19 protein-coding genes are annotated in these 16688 nt (G+C 68.9%); 5 read left to right on the top strand and 14 right to left on the bottom strand.

Annotated features, from left to right (window positions below):
• Window positions 1-62: 62 nt before the first annotated feature.
• Complete coding sequence (locus AC1DVU_RS08070; RefSeq protein ID WP_476921922.1) at window positions 63-881, bottom strand: enoyl-CoA hydratase/isomerase family protein; 819 nt, start codon at window positions 879-881, stop codon at window positions 63-65.
• A gap of 117 nt (window positions 882-998) precedes the next feature.
• Here AC1DVU_RS08070 and AC1DVU_RS08065 point away from each other — a divergent pair, with 117 nt between their 5' ends.
• Window positions 999-1256 (top strand): HPr family phosphocarrier protein, encoded by a 258-nt coding sequence (locus tag AC1DVU_RS08065; RefSeq protein WP_476921921.1) that lies wholly within the window; start codon window positions 999-1001, stop codon window positions 1254-1256.
• Between the two features lie 20 nt (window positions 1257-1276).
• On the opposite strand, the gene AC1DVU_RS08060 is transcribed toward AC1DVU_RS08065, so the two are convergent.
• From AC1DVU_RS08060 to AC1DVU_RS08040, 5 genes are all read right to left on the bottom strand, one after another.
• Complete coding sequence (locus AC1DVU_RS08060) at window positions 1277-3715, bottom strand: glycoside hydrolase family 32 protein (protein ID WP_476922465.1); 2439 nt, start codon at window positions 3713-3715, stop codon at window positions 1277-1279.
• Between the two features lie 97 nt (window positions 3716-3812).
• Window positions 3813-4733 (bottom strand): carbohydrate kinase family protein, encoded by a 921-nt coding sequence (locus AC1DVU_RS08055; protein ID WP_476921920.1) that lies wholly within the window; start codon window positions 4731-4733, stop codon window positions 3813-3815.
• A complete protein-coding gene (locus tag AC1DVU_RS08050; protein WP_476921919.1) occupies window positions 4730-5509 on the bottom strand; it encodes an ATP-binding cassette domain-containing protein in 780 nt (259 codons plus the stop codon). Before AC1DVU_RS08050 ends, AC1DVU_RS08055 begins: the two co-directional genes overlap by 4 nt.
• Entirely contained in the window at window positions 5506-6558 is a 1053-nt protein-coding gene (locus AC1DVU_RS08045) for an ABC transporter permease (RefSeq protein WP_476921918.1), read from the bottom strand. The genes AC1DVU_RS08050 and AC1DVU_RS08045 overlap by 4 nt, the downstream gene beginning before the upstream one ends.
• A gap of 73 nt (window positions 6559-6631) precedes the next feature.
• Window positions 6632-7717, bottom strand: a complete 1086-nt coding sequence (locus AC1DVU_RS08040; RefSeq protein ID WP_476921917.1) for a substrate-binding domain-containing protein — start codon at window positions 7715-7717, stop codon at window positions 6632-6634.
• 95 nt (window positions 7718-7812) lie between these two features.
• On the opposite strand from AC1DVU_RS08040, the gene AC1DVU_RS08035 reads away from it, so the two are divergent.
• Window positions 7813-8844: a LacI family DNA-binding transcriptional regulator gene (locus tag AC1DVU_RS08035; protein WP_476921916.1), complete on the top strand. Its 1032-nt coding sequence runs from the start codon at window positions 7813-7815 to the stop codon at window positions 8842-8844.
• 73 nt (window positions 8845-8917) lie between these two features.
• Window positions 8918-9118 (top strand): DUF6458 family protein, encoded by a 201-nt coding sequence (locus tag AC1DVU_RS08030; RefSeq protein WP_476921915.1) that lies wholly within the window; start codon window positions 8918-8920, stop codon window positions 9116-9118.
• Here AC1DVU_RS08030 and AC1DVU_RS08025 read toward each other — a convergent pair.
• From AC1DVU_RS08025 to AC1DVU_RS07995, 7 genes are all read right to left on the bottom strand, one after another.
• Window positions 9066-10331: an MFS transporter gene (locus AC1DVU_RS08025; RefSeq protein ID WP_476921914.1), complete on the bottom strand. Its 1266-nt coding sequence runs from the start codon at window positions 10329-10331 to the stop codon at window positions 9066-9068. The genes AC1DVU_RS08030 and AC1DVU_RS08025 overlap by 53 nt on opposite strands.
• Window positions 10328-10870 (bottom strand): helix-turn-helix domain-containing protein, encoded by a 543-nt coding sequence (locus AC1DVU_RS08020; protein WP_476921913.1) that lies wholly within the window; start codon window positions 10868-10870, stop codon window positions 10328-10330. Before AC1DVU_RS08020 ends, AC1DVU_RS08025 begins: the two co-directional genes overlap by 4 nt.
• A gap of 49 nt (window positions 10871-10919) precedes the next feature.
• Complete coding sequence (locus tag AC1DVU_RS08015; RefSeq protein ID WP_476921912.1) at window positions 10920-12041, bottom strand: S-adenosylmethionine:tRNA ribosyltransferase-isomerase; 1122 nt, start codon at window positions 12039-12041, stop codon at window positions 10920-10922.
• A gap of 1 nt (window position 12042) precedes the next feature.
• Entirely contained in the window at window positions 12043-12729 is a 687-nt protein-coding gene (locus tag AC1DVU_RS08010; protein WP_476921911.1) for an SDR family NAD(P)-dependent oxidoreductase, read from the bottom strand.
• A 76-nt stretch (window positions 12730-12805) separates the two neighbouring features.
• A complete protein-coding gene (locus AC1DVU_RS08005; protein ID WP_476921910.1) occupies window positions 12806-13216 on the bottom strand; it encodes a hypothetical protein in 411 nt (136 codons plus the stop codon).
• 57 nt (window positions 13217-13273) lie between these two features.
• Window positions 13274-13660 (bottom strand): nuclear transport factor 2 family protein, encoded by a 387-nt coding sequence (locus tag AC1DVU_RS08000; protein ID WP_476921909.1) that lies wholly within the window; start codon window positions 13658-13660, stop codon window positions 13274-13276.
• A 49-nt stretch (window positions 13661-13709) separates the two neighbouring features.
• Window positions 13710-14171, bottom strand: coding sequence for an aminoacyl-tRNA deacylase (locus tag AC1DVU_RS07995; protein WP_476921908.1), 462 nt, complete (start codon window positions 14169-14171; stop codon window positions 13710-13712).
• 106 nt (window positions 14172-14277) lie between these two features.
• On the opposite strand from AC1DVU_RS07995, the gene AC1DVU_RS07990 reads away from it, so the two are divergent.
• The gene (locus AC1DVU_RS07990; protein ID WP_476921907.1) at window positions 14278-15465 is read left to right on the top strand and encodes a S1C family serine protease; all 1188 of its coding nucleotides are present in this window, start codon (window positions 14278-14280) and stop codon (window positions 15463-15465) included.
• Between the two features lie 42 nt (window positions 15466-15507).
• A complete protein-coding gene (locus AC1DVU_RS07985) occupies window positions 15508-16368 on the top strand; it encodes an NUDIX hydrolase (RefSeq protein ID WP_476921906.1) in 861 nt (286 codons plus the stop codon).
• Window positions 16369-16449: 81 nt separating this feature from the next.
• Here the strand turns inward: AC1DVU_RS07985 and AC1DVU_RS07980 are convergent, their stop codons facing one another.
• Complete coding sequence (locus AC1DVU_RS07980) at window positions 16450-16653, bottom strand: cold-shock protein (RefSeq protein ID WP_056208020.1); 204 nt, start codon at window positions 16651-16653, stop codon at window positions 16450-16452.
• Window positions 16654-16688 lie beyond the last annotated feature (35 nt).

Genomic DNA, 16688 nt, shown 5'->3' with positions numbered 1-16688 from the left:
TGTGAACCCCTCAGCTCCCAGCGGGGGTGCCAATTCTCAGCTGCCGCTGGCAGTGCCCATTCTCAGCTGCCGCTGAAGGTTGCCTTGCCGGGACCGTTCTCGATGAACGAGCTCATGCCCGCGGACTGGTCGTCGGTCGCCCAGAGCGCGGCGAACTCCGTGCGCTCGATGTCGAGTCCGGTCTGCAGGTCGACCTCGAGGCCGCGGTCGACGGCGTTCTTGGCGGCGCGCAGGGCGAGCGCGGGTCCGCCGACGAACTGCGCCGCCCACTCGACGGCCTTGGTGTAGACCTCATCGGCAGGATGCAGCTCGTCGACCAGACCGATCGCGACCGCCTCTTGAGCGGCGACGAATCGACCCGTGAAGATCAGCTCCTTGGCCTTGGCCGGGCCGACCAGGCGCGACAACCGCTGGGTGCCGCCCGCACCGGGGATGATGCCCAGGAGGATCTCGGGCTGGCCGAGCTTCGCGTCGTCCGCCGCGAAACGTACGTCGGTCGCGAGGGCCACCTCGCAGCCGCCGCCGAGGGCGAATCCCGTGATGGCCGAGACCGTGGGCTTGCCGATGGCGGCGATCGAGCGCGTGAACGACTGCAGCAGGTGTGCATGTCGCGTGATCTCCTGGAAGGACATCGCGGCCATCTCCTTGACGTCGGCGCCGGCCGCGAAGACCCGCTCCCCGCCGTAGACGACGACCGCAGCGACGTCGTCTCGCCGGTCGGCCTCGGCGCACGCCTCGACGATCTCCTCCTGCATCTGCGCATCCAGGGCGTTCATCTTGGGACGGTCGAGCCGGATCGTACCCACCCCGTCGCTGACCTCGAGTCGTACGAACTCACCCATCGTGCCTCCAGCTGCGTCGTCGGCGGTCGTCTCCGCCATCGCGTCGAGCATAGATGTCACGCGCGAACCCTTGACATCGAGGCGCTGGCACGGTCGAATCAACACAAAGCCACACGAATACACGCAATTTCACACTGACGCTCCGAAGGATCTCGAATGCCCACCAAGAATGTCGTCGTCGGCTCGGCCGTCGGCCTGCACGCCCGACCCGCAGCGCTGATCGCCCAAGCCGTGACCGAGGCCGGCGTCCCGGTCACGATCGCCACCCCCGGTGGCACGCCCGTCGACGCGGGCTCGGCGCTGATGATCATGACGCTCGGCGCGAAGGCGGGCGCCGAGGTCGTCGTCGAGAGTGCCGACGAGGCCGTGCTGGCCAAGATCGCCGACCTCGTCGAGCAGGACCTCGACGCCTAGCGCCGGGCGCGGCGGTCGGCTCAGCTCACCTTCCGTGCCACGACCTTCGCGTCGACGGTGCCACCCACGGCGTACGCCGCGATCCCGTCGCTCGACAGGTCGGGATAGACCAGATCGGTGATCGCCACCCGACCGTCGCTCGTGAACACCTCGACCGAGGACCGGTCCACGAGGATGCGCAGCCTCAGCTTGCCGTCGACCAGAGGCACCGCGACGCGCTGCGTCCCTGGGAACGCCGGGCTGAACGAGTCCTCGCCGGAGTCGGTCCGGTCGATGTACAGCTGACCGTCGGACCAGCCGACCCGGGTGCCCTGGCCGGCCCCCTTGCGGACCACCACCCCGGCGTCGCTCGTCCCATGGGGAGTGAGCGTGACATCGAGGTCGACCGCCGTACCGCGAAGGCCAAGGGCTCGGCTGCCGCTGACCCCCTTGACGCTCTCGGCAGCAGGCTTGCCCAGGCTCGTGTTGAGCTCCACCACCGGCTTCTGCAGAAGCGTTGGCCGTCCGCCCACGTCCGCGAGCGCGAGCTCTCGAGCGATGGACTGCGCCCCACGCCACGGCGAGGTCGGTGTGGAATTGGCGTAGTCCCAGTTGCCGAGCCACCCCATCTGCACCCGCCGGTCGTTCGGAAGGTTCTCGAAGGTCACCGCGGCGTAGTAGTCCGCGCCGTGGTCGACCCAGCGGGTCCGGCTGACGGAGTCGAGCGCCGGCGCATCGGCGAGCATCGCCTGGTCGGCGTACAGGTGGCCCCAGCCGCCGGTCGCGTTGTCGATGAGCTCCAGGTGTCCGGTCTTGCCTTGTAGATCGGCCAGGTCCCACGACCTCCAGTCGAGCGACGGATTGTTGGTGCCGGTGGCTGAGCGCACGACCTTGCCCTCGACGACCAGGTTGGCCGTGGTCTCCTGGCTCCACGGTTCTGCGCCCGTGTCCGAGAACACGACGTGGTCGACCATGATGTGACCCCAGTCGGCGGTGCGCTGATCCGTCACCTCGATGTACGCAGAATGGCCCCGCCAGGCACTGACGTCCCAGGCCCGCCAGTTCATGTTGGGCGAGTTGTCCCCCGTCGCGGTCTTCACCACCTCGCCGTCGACCACGAGTGACACTGCGGTCGGCTCCGGACCGGACAGGGGGTGGTTGCCACCCGCGACGAGCAGATTGATGTGGTCGCGCTCGATGGTGAAGTCGGGCGAGCGCACCGTGCCGACGGCCGGGTCGCAGCCTGCCCAGCAGGTGTCGAGGACGCCACGGCCGACTCGACCCGGGAGGTCGCTCCACGTCGTGTTGCCGAGGTCGGTGAAGCTGCCCGTGCCGGTCCAGCCCGCCTGGAGCCCGTCGGCCTCGAAGTCGGCGAACACCTCGCCTTCCGGCGGGGCGGTTGAACCACCCTCGACGTGAGGGAAGTTGCCCCCTCCGACGAGCAGGTTGAGGTACCGCTTGTCGATGACGAAGTCCGGCGAGCTGAGGGTGCCGGTCTGGAAGTCACCGTCGCCGTAGCTGTCGGCGTACTTGCTGCCCGATGCACCGAACACGTCGGCCGGCGGAGTGTCCGGCCCGGGACCGAAAGCCGCGCCGGTCGTGGTCCACCCGGGATCCCAGGTGCTGCCCTCGAAGTCGCTGATCACCTTCCCGGCGGGAGGTGTGTACGACGCGTCCGGCGACGTGAAAGTTTTGCCGTCGAACGTCCCGACGAAGTACTGCACCTTGCCGGCGACGCTCACCGTCATCACCCACTTCTTGGTGGTGACTCCCGCGGCGTTCTTGTAGGAGAGCTGGAACAGCTCGGGGCACTCCCAGACGCTGCCGGCCGCTCCCGCAGGACCGAAGTCGCTCTCGTGGCGCCAGGACTTCAGATTGGTGCTGGAGTAGATGCCGACCTTCCGTTCAGCCGACTTCGCCACGACCATCACCCATCGACGCGTCTGCGCGTTCCAGCTGACCTTGGGGTCACGGAAGTCCGTCGAGCCGATGTCGAGGACCGGGTTGCCGCTGTACTTCGTCCACGTCTCGCCGGCGTCCAGGCTGTACGCCAGGGCCTGCCGCTGGAGGTTCGTGTGGCGGTTGCGACTGGTGTAGATCGCCACCAGCGGGGGCTTGGCCGCCGTGCCGAACCCGGTGGAGTTCGCCTGGTCGAGCACGACGCTTCCCGACCAGATCTCCTCGTCCTCATCTGCCGCCATCGCGATCGGGCGCTGGGACCAGTGCACCAGGTCCGTGCTCGTGGCATGACCCCAGGAACCGTTTCCGGCGGTGCTCCCAGAGGGGTTGTACTGGTAGAAGAGGTGGTAGACCCCCTGGTGGCGAATCATGCCGACCGGGTCGTTCATGAAGTTCGCCGCAGGCGTGAGGTGGTACGCCGGACGCCACTGACTGGTTTCGTCAGCGGAGACCGCGACGGCCGGTACGCCGAACGCCGTGGCGACCACGGCCGCGAGCAGGACGAGGAAGGGACGGAGCATCACGTGCAGAAATCCTTTGCGACGGCGTCACGGCCCGAACAAGCTCATGACGTGGGCGAATAGATCAGGTTTGAAACTCGGCCCACTGAGGCCGCGTTCAGGAGATCGGCGGCAGCTCGTCCCGCGTGGGTGGCTCGGCGCCGGCGCGGCCCACCGTGATCGCCGCCGAGATGTTGGCGTGGTGCATGAACGAGCGCAGGTCCGACAGCGACAGCTCGCGCACGCCTCCCGCCGGATCGGTGCCGCCGGAGCCCACCAGCCCGGTCGTCGTCATGGCGTCGATCAGGCCGGACATGTACGAGTCGCCGGCGCCGACCGTGTCGATGACCGGCGTCGTCGAGGAGGCCACGTGCACCTCACCCGCGGCGTGCACCGCGAACGAGCCGCGCGCGCCCGCGGTGATGACGACCAGACCGGCGCCGAGGGCGATCCAGCTGCGCGCCACGGCGGTGGGCGCGATCCCCGGATAGAGCCAGTCGAGGTCCTCGTCGCTGACCTTCACGACACCGCAGGACGCCACGAGCCGGGTCAGCCGGTCGAGCACCGCCTCGCGGTCGTCGAGCAGCCGCGGCCGGATGTTGGGGTCGAACGTCACGAGCGCGGTCTCGGACGCCCGCTTGACGAGCTCCTCCACCGCGTCGGCTCCGGGCTCGAGGTAGGCAGCGATCGAGCCCGTGTGCACGAGCGGCCCGATCGGGACGGAGTCGAGCCCCGCCGGGTCCCACGTGATGTCGAAGTCGTAACGGGCGGCACCGCGCGCGTCGAGCCACGCCGTGGCCGTCGACGTCGGAGCCGTGCTGACGGTGTCGGGTGCGAGCTGCACGTGACTTCGCTCGAGCGCGGCGCGGACGACCTTGCCGCGCTCGTCGTCACCGAGGCTGGTCGCCAGCATGACGGGGTGGCCCAGGCGGCCGAGGCCGACGGCAACGTTGGCCGGGCTGCCGCCCGGGTGCTCGCTGCGCCGGCCGTCGGACCTGACCACGATGTCGACGAGCGACTCCCCCACGACGAGGATCACGTGACGACCATGGCGCCGGTCATGATCGCCACTGCCTCCTGCGGCGTGTGCGTCTTGGGCGTGATGACCGCCGCGCGCCGACCGAGTCGCTGGATCTGGATGCGGTCCGCGACCTCGAACACCTGGGGCATGTCGTGGCTGATGAGGATCACCGGCATGCCCTGGTCGCGCAGGTCGCGCACGAGCTGCAGCACCTGCGCCGACTCGCGTACGCCCAGCGCTGCCGTCGGCTCGTCGAGGATCACGACCTTGGAGCCGAACGCCGCCGCGCGGGCGACCGCAACGGCCTGGCGCTGGCCACCCGAGAGGTTCTCGACGGCCTGCGTCATGGACTGCAGGGTCGAGATCCCGAGGTCCTCGACCTGCTGCTTGGCGCGGTCGCGCATGCCCTTCTTGTCGAGCATCCGGAACACCGATCCGCGTATGCCCGGCAGTCGCTGCTCGCGGCCGAGGAACAGGTTGCTCGCGATGTCGAGCGCGGGCGAGACCGCGAGGGTCTGGTAGACCGTCTCGATGCCGGACCTGCGCGCGTCGTCCGGGCTGTCGAACGAGACCGGCTTGCCCTCGACGAGGATCTCGCCGGCGTCCGGCGTGTAGGCGCCCGACAGGCACTTGATCAGCGTCGACTTGCCGGCGCCGTTGTCGCCGATGACGGCCAGCACCTCGCCGGCGTGCAGCTCGAGGTCGACGCCGGCCAGGCCGACGACGTGCCCGAATGTCTTGACGAGGCCACGGGCCTGCAGGACGGGGGTGCTGGTGGCTGTGGTGGTCGTCATGCGCGTGCCTTCCTGATCCACTGGTCAACGGAGACCGCGATGATGACGAGCACACCGACGGCAAGGGTCTGGTAGAGAACGTCGAGTCCTGCGAGGCTGAGCCCGTTGCGGAACACCCCGACGATCAGGGCGCCGATGAGGCTGCCCCACAGGGCGCCACGGCCACCGAAGAGGCTCGTGCCGCCGATCACGACTGCCGTGATCGAGTCGAGGTTGGCGTCGACGCCCGCGTTGGGGCTGGCGGCGTTGACGCGACCCATGAGGATCCAGCCGGCAGCGGCGAACAGCGCGCCGGCGGTGACGTACACGCTCAGGATGACGCGCGTGACGTGGATGCCGCTCAGGCGGGCCGACTCTGCGTCGTCGCCGACGGCGTAGACGTGGCGACCCCACGAGGTCTGGCTCAGGGCGAACGCGACTGCGACGTAGAGCAGGATCATCAGCACGACGCCGTACGTGATCTGGGCACCCGCGACGTCGAACGACTTGCCGGTCCAGGTCAGGAGGGACGGCATCTCGATGCCGCGAGTCGTTGCGGCGTCGGAGTAGAGCAGCGCGACCGCGGTGAAGATGTTGAACGTGCCGAGCGTGACGATGAACGGCGGCAGGTTGAGGCGGGTGACCAGCACACCGTTGATGACGCCGGTGGCGACACCGACGACCAGCGCGGCGAGCAGTGCCAGCGGGCCGGGCCAGCCGTGGTCGGTTGCCACACCGGCGGCCACGAGCGTCGACAGGATCATCGCGGCGCCGACGGACAGGTCGATGCCGGCGGTCAGCACGATCAGCGTCTGCCCGATCGCGAGCGCGCCGATGACGGCGACCTGCTGCACGACGAGCGAAAGGTTGGCGGTGCTCAGGAATCGGTCGTTGAGCAGGCCGAAGACGATCATCGAGATGATCAGGACGAGGGCGGGACTCAGTGCCGGATAGCGGTGGAGCACCGTGCGTACCCGGTCGAGCGGACTCGGAGGCCGGGTGAGGCCGGCTTCGGTCAGCACCTCGAGCGGGTGGTCGACGAGCGCGGTGTCTTCAGGTTCGGTGGTCATGACGGGTGTTCCTCTCGATCTGGGTCAGGGGCGGGGCGGCGGGGTGCCCGGGAGGGCACCCCGCCTTGAGCACTCAGCCCCAGCAGGTCGACTTGCCTGCTGCGGTGTCGACGCTCTCCACACCGTCCTGCGGGTCGTCCGTCACGAGCTTGACGCCGGTGTCGAAGAAGTCCAGACCCTCAGTGGTCTTGGGCTTCTCGCCGTCCTTCGCCAGCTTCGCGATCGCCGCGACGCCCTTGGCCGCCATCTCCAGCGGGTACTGCTGAGCAGTCGCGCCGATGATGCCGTCCTTGACGTAGCCGACGCCGGCGCAGCCGCCGTCGACCGACACGATCGTGACGCCCTTCTCCTTGCCCGCACTCTTCAGCGCCTGGTACGCGCCGTAGGCCGCGGGCTCGTTGATCGTGTAGACCACGTTGATGTCGGGGTTCTTCGACAGGCAGGTCTCCATGGCGGTCGTGCCGCCGTCCTCGGCGCCGTTGGTCGCCTCGTTGCAGACGATCTGGTAGTCACCGCCGCTGTAGCTGCCGGCCTTGGCCTCGTCGCCGTTCTTGTTCTTGTCCTTCGTGGGGATGCCCATTCCGGTCAGGAAGCCCTGGTCGCGGTTGTAGTCGACCGAGACGACCTTGTCGTTGAACAGGTCGAGCATCGCGATGACGGCCTTCTCGCCATTCAGCTTCTTGGCGGTCCAGGAGCCGATCGACTCGCCGGCCTTGAAGTTGTCGGTCGCGAACGTGATGTCGACCGCGTCAGCCGGGTCGGGCGGGGTGTCGAGGGCGATCACGAACAGGCCGGCGTCGCGGGCCTTCTCGATCGCGTCGACGACGGCGGGACCGTTGGGCGTAATGAGGATGCCCTTCTGGCCCAGCGAGATCGCGTTCTCGATGGCCTGGATCTGGGTGTCCTCGTCGCCGTCAGTCTTGCCGGCAGCGAGCTTGAGGTCGACGCCGTTCTCCTTGGCGGCCTTCTTGGCGCCGTTCTGCATCGCCACGAAGAACGGGTTGCTGGTCGTCTTGACGATGAGCGAGACGCCGACGTCGGACGATTTGCCGCCCGAGCCGGAGTCGGAGCCGCCGCACGCCGAGAGCACCAGCGTGGATGCCAGCACGGCAACCGCGGCGGCTGCGAAACGGCGCCGGTGGGCAGATGGTGTTTTCACGATGATTCCTCTCACAACGCCAGACCGTCTGACATCGTTGTCATACAGTGTTCTACCTCACACGTTTGCCCGCCGTCAAGGGTAGGGTGTGATGCATGACACCGTTGTCACCCAAACCAGCCCCGCGACAGCGGGCCACGATGAAGGACGTCGCGCGTGAAGCCGGCGTCGGCATCAAGACGGTCTCGCGCGTCGTCAACGGCGAGGGCTACGTCGGCGAGGCCACGGCCGCTCGCGTACGCGCTGCCGTCGAACGCCTCGCCTACCGGCGCGACGTCAGCGCGGGCTCACTCCGTCGTGCGGATCGCCGCACCCTGAGCATCGGCCTCCTGCTCGGCGACGTGTCCAACCCGTTCGACGCCCAGGTCCACCGTGGCGTTGAGGACGCCGCGGGCGCCGCCGGTTTCGCGGTGCTTTCGGCCAGCCTCGACGAGGATCCCGAGCGGGAGCGGGAGCTCGTGCCGACCATGGGGTCGTACCAGGTCGACGGCCTCATCGTGATGCCCGCAGGTCCCGACCCGACGGCACTGCAACACGAGATGGACGCCGGCATGCCCATCGTGCTGGTCGACCGTGGGGTGGACGGCATCGAGACCGACACCGTCGTGGTCGACAACGAGAGCGGCGCCCGGCTCGCAACGGAGCACCTGATCTCGTACGGTCACCGGCACATCGCGTTCATGGGCGACCGGCAGTTCCTGCCCACCGCCCGCCTGCGCCTTGAGGGCTATCGCCAGGCGTGCTGGGCCGCCCGCGCCGCGACCCACGTCGTCCAGGACCTGTCCAACGAGTACCTCGCCGAGACCGCGACCCGCGCGATGCTGCAGTCGAGCCCGGCGCCGACGGCGATCTTCGCGGCGCAGAACCTCGTGACGATCGGCGTCGTACGCGCGTTGCGGAGCCTCGGCCTCGAGCACGAGATCGCCGTCGTCGGGTTCGACGACATCTCGCTCGGCGACCTGGTCTCCCCCGCGATCAGCGTCATCGCCCAGGATCCGCACCTCATCGGGCGGATGGCCGCTGAACGCCTCCTGGCCCGCATCGGCGGGGACACCGAACCGGTTCAGCAGATCGTCGTGCCGACGTCGTTTCTCGTCCGCGGTTCCGGCGAGATCCCGCCACCCTGACGCTCTCCGGAATGCGAGCCTGCCGGCCCGGCGCTACCGTCGAAGGGAAGTTCCCTGAGGGAAGGTAACGCACATGTACATCGGTGGATCCATATTTCTCCTGGCCCTTGGCGGCATCCTCGCCTTCGCGGTGCGGGACAACATCCAGGACGTGGAGCTCACGACTGTCGGCTGGATCCTGATGGCTGCTGGCGCCCTCGGCATCATCGTCAGCCTCATCATCAACGGTCAGCGGACCGAGCGCCGTCGCGACGACCTGCCGCCCCCGCGCTGACCGGCTCCCGTACGAGGAACAGCGGCGCTGCCAGCGCGAGCACGATCCCGCCGACGACGATCGCGAATCCTGTCGACGCGCCGGTCGCGATCATGCCCAGCGTGATCGCGCCGATCGATCCGGCCGGCTGCATCGCCATGGACGCCAGCGACAGCACGGTCGCCCGGTTCTCCTTGCCGACCTGCTCGTGCAGCAACGTCTCGTAGATCGCGCCGGCCGCGGAGTGCACGGCGTACGTCGCGAAGAGCCCCAGGATCAGACCGACGGGGCCCATTGCCAGGCCCATGCCGACGACGGTGGCGCCCTGCGCGAGTCGTAGCGCGACCGAGACACCGACCATGCTCCAGCGGCGCAGCAGCAGGGGCACCGCTGCGGCGCCGACTGCGGAGACGCCCCATGCCGCGGCCGTGACGGGGCCCATGATCGCCGCGGCCTGGTCGCGGTCGGAGAGCAGCTCGGACAGCCGGATGGGCATGAACGACTCGAACGCGATCATGCCGAAGCCCCAGAACAGCTCGACCGCGACGAGCGCTCGCAGCACTCGGGACCGCCACAACAGGCGTACGCCGTCGAGCACGACCCGTGGTGTGGCCCGGATCGAACGGGAAACACCTGCGACCCGGGCCGATCGGTCCTCATGCATGATCACCGAGGCGACGATGATCTGGACGACCGCGAGGGCCGCGGCGATCCAGAACGGCAGGGCGAGCGAGTTCTCCCTGCCCAGCGGTGCCCACGCGATGAAAAGTCCGGAGATGACCGCCCCCGCTGCGATCGACGCGCCGACGACGCTGGCATAGCCCGACAGCCCCCGAACGACCGTCTTGCTGCGGTTCGTGACTGATTCGTCCTCATGGACGGCGTCGACGAACCACGCACTGAGCGGGCCGCTGTCGAGCGCACGGAAGACCCCGCTCAGCGCGCTCGCGGCCATGAAAGCGAGCGGCGCGTGCGCGAGGGCGTACATGACGTACGACGCGAGGGCGACCGCCGCCGAGGCGACGAAGACGGGCTTGCGACCGAGCGCATCGGCAAAGCCGCCGGTCGGCAGCTCGAGCAGCAGCACGACGAACCCCTGGGTCGCGGCCACCGCGCCATACTCCGCGATCGTGAGGCCACGCTCGAGCGGCAGAAGCGCGCTGACCGGGATGATGAACCCTGTCGGCAGCCAGCGCAGCGCCGCGAGCAGCCAGAAGCGCGTCCGCAGAGTCATTCGCCGCGCTCGCTCATCGAGGTCCTGGGAAGGGTGAGGACGTGCAGGGTGACTCGCTCTGAGCCCTTCTTGGCGGCGTACCGCTGCACGACCGCGAAGATCTCCTGCTCCAGCGCCTCGAGGTCGTCCGGATCGAGCGCCAGCGAGTAGTCGCTCATGCCGATGCCGGGGCGGTGCTCGGTCCACGCCCGGAGCCCCTCCCGAAGGTGCTCCTCCTGACGCCGACGGACGACGTCGAGATACTCCCGGCCGCCGTCGAGATCGGCCAACGCTGCCGGATAGGTCGTCAGGTCGTACAACGACTTCCAGCGCCGCTCCCGGCCCGACGGTTGCTCGTCGTCGTCGCTCACGAAGCCGAAGCGTTCGAGCTGGCGCAGGTGGTACGACGTCGAGCCGCTCGACTCCCCCAGCTCACGGGCCAGCTCGGATGCCGTCGAGGGTCCCAGTCGACGCAGCGCGCCGAGCAGCTGCATCCGGAGCGGGTGCGAGACTGCCTTGAGGGTGTCCAGGTCCTCGACGACCTTGTTGGTGAGGCTCATCCCGCGAGCGTACGACTGCAAAGGACTCTTTGCAAACAATTCTTTGCGGTCAGGCGGCGAGGGCCTCAGCCCGCTCGGGCAGCAGCAGCGCCGAGTCGCCGAACTCGTGCCAGTGGTAGCCGTGCTCCACCGCGGCGTCGTACGCCACCTGGGTCACACGTGGACCCGCGACGGCTTCGACGAGCAGCAGGTGGGACGCCGCAGGATCGTGCCAGCCCGTGATGAGCCCATCGACCACCAGCGGCGGCGCGTCACGCGTCACGACACGATCGGTCCAGCCCTCGCTCGCCCGGACCTGCGCGCGGCCGGCCGCGCCCTGCACGGCAGACTCGAGCGCCCTGGTGACGGTGGTGCCGACGGCGATGATGCGCCCTCCCCCGGCCCGCGTGGCGTTCACCAGTCGCGCGGTCGACTCGCTGACCTCGAACCACTCGGGTTGCGGCGCCTCTCCGGCTTCCTGCGACGAGACGCCGGTGTGCAGCAGGATCGGCGCGATCGCGATGCCGCGCGACACGAGCCGGGTCACGACCTCCGGGGTGAACGGCCGGGCGGCGCTCGGCATCTCCGCGCTGCCCGGCGTCGTGCCGAAGATCGTCCGGTAGTCGTCGATCGGGTACCGCCGGTCGAGATACCCGTACGCGATCGGGCGCCCGACGCGTGCGAGCAGCGCCGGCAGATCGGTCTCCCCGGCGGACCCAGCGCGCCAGAGCCGGTTGCCGGTGCCGGTGGGTGATGAGTCCTCGCGGGGATACGGCTCGAGCAGGGTGAGCACGGCCCGCTCGCCGACACCCGTCAGCGTCAAGCTCTGGCCGGCCGCGGCGTCGAGCACGGCCCACGCGGCGTCGGGTGCCGTACGCACCTCGACGACCCAGGTTCCGTCACGCAGGTCGGTCGCGACATGCACCACGACCTCGCCGTTCGACGCCCCGTGGCCCGCCAGCACGGCGTCGACCTCGCCTGCGACGGTCTGCGACGCATTGACGACCACGAGATCGCCCGGCTCCAGATGCTCGGCCAGGTCGCCGAAATTGGCATGCCTCAACCGGTCGCCGTGCGCCACCAGCAGGCGTACGTCGTCGCGGTGCAGCCCGCGCGCTTCGGCCGGCGAGGGTGCCGTGCGATTGCCGGGTGGCGCGAACGTCGTCAGGGGCGAGATGTCGAGCTTCGTCATGTCAGACGCCTGCATTCGCCGGAACGAGCTCGGCCGCGCGGTAGCGCCCGCTGGGTGGCCGCTGGTCGAGCAGCGCCAGGAAGGCCGGCACGACGCTTTCTGGCAGTGGTCGGTCCGAGATGTCCTCGCCGGGGAAGGCGTCCTGATGCATCTGCGTACGCATGTCGCCCGGGTCGACGGTCCACCACCGCACATCCGGTTCCTCCGCGGCAAGGGTCAGCGTGAGGTGCTCGAGCGCAGCCTTGCTGGCCCCGTACGCGCCCCACGTCTCGTAGTGCTCCGCCGCGGCGTCCGACGTGATGTTGATGACCGCCGCCCCAGGATTGAGGGATGGGCGGAGCGCACGGATCAGCGCCGTCGGCGCGACGACATTCGTCTCCCAGACGTCACGCCACACCTGATCGTCCAGCTCGAGCACCGGCAGGAGCGGGCTCACGCCAAGGGTGCTCGCGTTGTTGACGAGCAGGTCGAGGCCATCGGTCGCGACCTCCGCGAGCGCGGCTCGGTGCCAGGCGTCGGTCACATCGCCTGACACGGCTATGACGTGAGGGCCCAGCTGTCGGGCGACGGTCGTGACCCGGGCCTGGTCGCGGCCGGTGATGACGACGTCCCAGCCACGTGCGACCAGGCCTGCGGCCAGCGCGTGGCCGAGGCCGGCCGAACCGCCGGTGATGAGTGCTCGGGGCATGTGGTGCTCCTTGGTGGTGTCCGATGATCTCGACACCAGCCAACAACCTCAACCAAGGTTGAGGTCAAGCATGAACCTAGCTGACTTGTCCCGCGAGCACGCAGTACGTGAAGAAGATGACACCGAACAACAGACCCACATGCCCCAGGATCGAGAGGTACGGCCCCTCGGCCCAGCTGTCATCAACTGCCGGGGCTGCGTGCCTGCCCGTGCCAGGAAGCCACCGCGCCAGGATCAGGATGCCGACGACGACCTCGACCCACCACACGACCAGGGCCAGGATGCCGAGCACGTCACTCGGTGAGGTCAGGTAGTAGATCCAGACCGCAAGTGCGGCCACACCGAGCACAGTGTGTGCGTTGAGGATCGTTCCGGGGATCTGGGCATGGCCTGGTTGCCGGCCCGTCGCGGACAGTCGCATCCGCGTCAGAAGGACGACGACAGCGGCCAGGGCCGTCAGCATCCAGAGCAGGTCGTCGAGTTCCACCGTGGCATCGTGGCACAGGTCACGGTCCACGGGATACTGCGAGTACGTCAGAGGTGCTCACGCCCCGGGCATGCGTCCCGCCTGGAGCGGGGTCGAGTGGCGTCGCCAGACCTGCCATCCGAGCCCTGTGCGGAGCCAGGTGTCGCTGACGATGAACGTGCCGCTGCGGTCCTCGCCGAGCACCGTGGCCTGCATACGAACCCGTCGGAGCACGGACGCGATGTCGTCACTCGAGTCCAGAAGCGCCTCCTCGACCTCCCACTCGTCGACGATGTAGCCGTCGAGCGTCTCGAGCCATCGCTGGCGAGGCATGACAGCGGGGGTCGGATGCACCAGGACAAGTGCGAACTCCGGGTGCAGGATGCGCTCCGCGACGTCGTGATCGCGCTGCGTGACGGCGCGATCGAACTCCGCGCAGGCGGTGTCGAGCTCGGTGTCGGTCATGGTCGATCATCGCACCGTCTCGGCTCCGCGGGCGCGGAAACAGCAGGGCCTATTGCGGTTCGGAGACGTCCGCGACCTGCGCATCCAGTGCCTGGACCAGGTCCGCTGCGTCGACCGTGATGCCGACGCCATGGGCCCCTCCACCGACCGAGATGGTCCCGCTCACCCGCTCGTCGACAACGACGGGCCACGCGCGAAGGGACCCGAATGGCGTGATAGTCCCGCGCTCGTAGCCCGTGGCCTCCAGCGCGATCGCCGCGTCTGGCATCGACAGCCGGGACACGCCGAGGAGCTGGCGCAGCTTGGGCCATGAGATCGTCCGGTCGCCCGGCACCAGAACGAACAGGAAGTCGTCATCCGCACGGCGGACGACCAGGCTCTTGACCAGCTGCCTCGGCTCGATGCCGCGTGCGGCTGCCGCCTCCGCGAGCGAGCCGACCGGGCCGTGACGGGTCACCTCGTACGCGATTCCAGTGTCCTCGACGGCGGCGACTGCTCGCTCCTCACTCATCCCACGAGCGTACGCAACCAACTCTCACCACAAGTTGTGCCGGCTCACAGCGTTCCCATACCAATCCGGACTTGAGTCGAGGACAGGACTCAATGAGGAGCACGCCATGAACGATCAGCCGGACACCCAGACATCCAACCCCCAACCGCCCACGCACGCGCGTACGCATCGACGTCCGGGTCGCGCCGGCATCGCCGCCATGGCCGGCGCGGCAATCCTCGGGGTCTCGGGACTCGCGTACGCCGCACAGGCGGACGACAGCTCGACGACCACCGCGTCGACCCAGGCCCAGCTGCCGACCGGCAACCAGTCACATCGGGATGCCACGGTCCTGCCGCTCGATCCGCAGGCTCGGTCGCTGGAGACCCTCCAGGGCACGACTGACGCCACGGCGGCGCAGGAAGCCGGCCTGGTCTACATCAACACGACCGTCGACTACGGCGTCGGCCAGGCGGCGGGGACCGGGATGATCCTGACCTCAGACGGCGAGATCCTGACGAACCACCACGTGGTCGCGGGTGCCACGGCGATCAGCGTCCAGGTCGTGTCGACCGGCAAGACGTACCGCGCCGCGGTGATCGGCTACGACTCCGCGCACGACGTCGCGGTGCTGCAGCTCCAGAACGCCTCCGGGCTCACCACGATCAAGCCCGACACGTCCAGCGCAGTGCAGGTCGGCGACAAGGTCACCGGCGTCGGCAACGCCAACGGTGACGGTGGCCCGGCCAGCGCGTCGGCCGGCACCGTGGCGGCCCTCAACCAGTCGATCACGGTGCGGTCGGATGCCGGCGGCGCATCGGAGCGGCTCAGCGGTCTGATCAAGGTCTCCGCCGACATCATTGCCGGCGACTCCGGCGGTGCGCTCTACGACAGCGACGGCGAGGTCATCGGCATGAACACCGCGGCCTCGAGCGGTAGCACCGACGTGACCGGGTACGCCATCCCGATCGAGCAGGCACTCACGATCGCCGCACAGATCGAGAACGGCAACGAGAGCAGCACGGTGCACGTCGGGAGCACCGGATTCCTCGGCGTGCAGATGGCGCAGGCCTTCGGCGAGGCCGACGGAGCGCTCGTGGCCGGCACCGTCGACGGATCGGCGGCCGAGTCCGCCGGCATCACCCGGGGCAGCACGATCACCGCGTTCAACGGTTCGTCGATCACGTCCGCGTCACAGCTGTCCAACCTCGTGGCCGGCGTCGAGGCCGGGAAGTCGGTCAACGTGTCGTGGACCGACTCCTCCGGCACGAACCACACCGCGACGGTCACCCTCAAGGCGGGCCCGATCGGCTAGGTACGCAGAGAGTCGCCCGCGGAGGGTCGGTAGCCTGAACGCGTGACCGAGACCCTCCGCGACGGCGACCTCGTGCTCGAGCCGACGTCCGGCTCCGAGGAGTTCACCGGATTCGCGATCATGCTCGACGGCGAACGGGTCGGCACCGTCGCGCTCCGCGGCGAGGACGGACGCACCGCGTCGATCCGTTGGAACGCCGGCACCGACAACATCCCGGTCGCGGTCCGGGCGCTCCGCCTCGCCCTGGCGTACGCCTTCGACGACCTCGGCATGACGCGGGTCGAGGCCCGTGTCCCGATCGAGCGACTCAGCGACGTCCGCGCAGCGTCGATCGCCGGCATGCGGCGCGAAGGTGTCCTCCGCGGCGCCGGCGACGATCCCGACCGGGCGCTGCTCGCGCGGATCGTCGGCGACCCGGAGCCGCACAGCCGCGACGGGTTCATCGCGATCCTCAATGCGGGGCTGCCCACCAAGCGGGTCATCAGCCAGGGCCTGCTCCGCGACGAGCGCGGCCGGGTCCTGCTCTGCGAGCTGACCTACAAACGGGAATGGGACCTGCCCGGTGGCGTCGTCGAGGTCGGGGAGGCGCCCTCGCTCGGGCTCGTCCGCGAGCTCGAGGAGGAGCTCGGCATCACGGTCGAGGTCCGCGACCTCATCACGGTCAACTGGCTGCCGGCGTGGCGCGGGTGGGACGACGCATGCATCTTCTTGTTCGACCTCGGAGTCGTCGACAGCTCGATCACCGAGGGCATGACGCTGCAGGCCACCGAGATCAAGTCCGTACGGTGGTGCGACCCGGCGACCGTACGCGCGAACGCTGCCGCGGCCGCCATCGAGCTGCTCGACGCGGTCGAGTCCGGATCGCTGCCGACCTACCGCGAAGCCCCCAAAGCCGCCGAATAACCCCGCTGGAGTGTCCGGGCATGACGAAGGCCCGGGAGCAAGCTCCCGGGCCTTCGTAGGTGCTACTTCAGATCAAGAAGATCAGAGGGGACGGATGTTCGTCGCCTGCAGGCCCTTCTGGCCCTGCTCGACGTCAAACTCGACCTTCTGGTTCTCGTCCAGCGAGCGGTAGCCGCTGGTCGCGATGGCGCTGAAGTGCGCGAAAACGTCTTCGCTGCCGTCGTCGGGGGCGATGAATCCAAAGCCCTTGTCAGCGTTGAACCACTTGACGGTTCCTGTAGCCATGTTTGTTTCTCCTCTTTGGCGAGTGCCGCTCACGT

This window comes from Aeromicrobium sp. P2_G6 (assembly GCF_056403535.1).
The sequence above is the reverse complement of the archived record's forward strand: the minus strand, read 5'-3'. Positions and strand labels throughout refer to the sequence as shown.

Bases quoted from the DNA above. Each gene is read 5' to 3' on its own strand.
- AC1DVU_RS07980 (WP_056208020.1), bottom strand. From the start codon at position 16,653: ATGGCTACAGGAACCGTCAAGTGGTTCAACGCTGACAAGGGCTTTGGA.
- AC1DVU_RS08035 (WP_476921916.1), top strand. From the start codon at position 7,813: ATGACACCGTTGTCACCCAAACCAGCCCCGCGACAGCGGGCCACGATG.
- AC1DVU_RS08020 (WP_476921913.1), bottom strand. From the start codon at position 10,870: ATGAGCCTCACCAACAAGGTCGTCGAGGACCTGGACACCCTCAAGGCA.
- AC1DVU_RS08010 (WP_476921911.1), bottom strand. From the start codon at position 12,729: ATGCCCCGAGCACTCATCACCGGCGGTTCGGCCGGCCTCGGCCACGCG.
- AC1DVU_RS08060 (WP_476922465.1), bottom strand. From the start codon at position 3,715: ATGCTCCGTCCCTTCCTCGTCCTGCTCGCGGCCGTGGTCGCCACGGCG.
- AC1DVU_RS07990 (WP_476921907.1), top strand. From the start codon at position 14,278: ATGAACGATCAGCCGGACACCCAGACATCCAACCCCCAACCGCCCACG.
- AC1DVU_RS08045 (WP_476921918.1), bottom strand. From the start codon at position 6,558: ATGACCACCGAACCTGAAGACACCGCGCTCGTCGACCACCCGCTCGAG.
- AC1DVU_RS08000 (WP_476921909.1), bottom strand. From the start codon at position 13,660: ATGACCGACACCGAGCTCGACACCGCCTGCGCGGAGTTCGATCGCGCC.
- AC1DVU_RS08015 (WP_476921912.1), bottom strand. From the start codon at position 12,041: ATGACGAAGCTCGACATCTCGCCCCTGACGACGTTCGCGCCACCCGGC.
- AC1DVU_RS08070 (WP_476921922.1), bottom strand. From the start codon at position 881: ATGGCGGAGACGACCGCCGACGACGCAGCTGGAGGCACGATGGGTGAG.
- AC1DVU_RS08030 (WP_476921915.1), top strand. From the start codon at position 8,918: ATGTACATCGGTGGATCCATATTTCTCCTGGCCCTTGGCGGCATCCTC.
- AC1DVU_RS08065 (WP_476921921.1), top strand. From the start codon at position 999: ATGCCCACCAAGAATGTCGTCGTCGGCTCGGCCGTCGGCCTGCACGCC.
- AC1DVU_RS08050 (WP_476921919.1), bottom strand. From the start codon at position 5,509: ATGACGACCACCACAGCCACCAGCACCCCCGTCCTGCAGGCCCGTGGC.
- AC1DVU_RS07995 (WP_476921908.1), bottom strand. From the start codon at position 14,171: ATGAGTGAGGAGCGAGCAGTCGCCGCCGTCGAGGACACTGGAATCGCG.
- AC1DVU_RS08025 (WP_476921914.1), bottom strand. From the start codon at position 10,331: ATGACTCTGCGGACGCGCTTCTGGCTGCTCGCGGCGCTGCGCTGGCTG.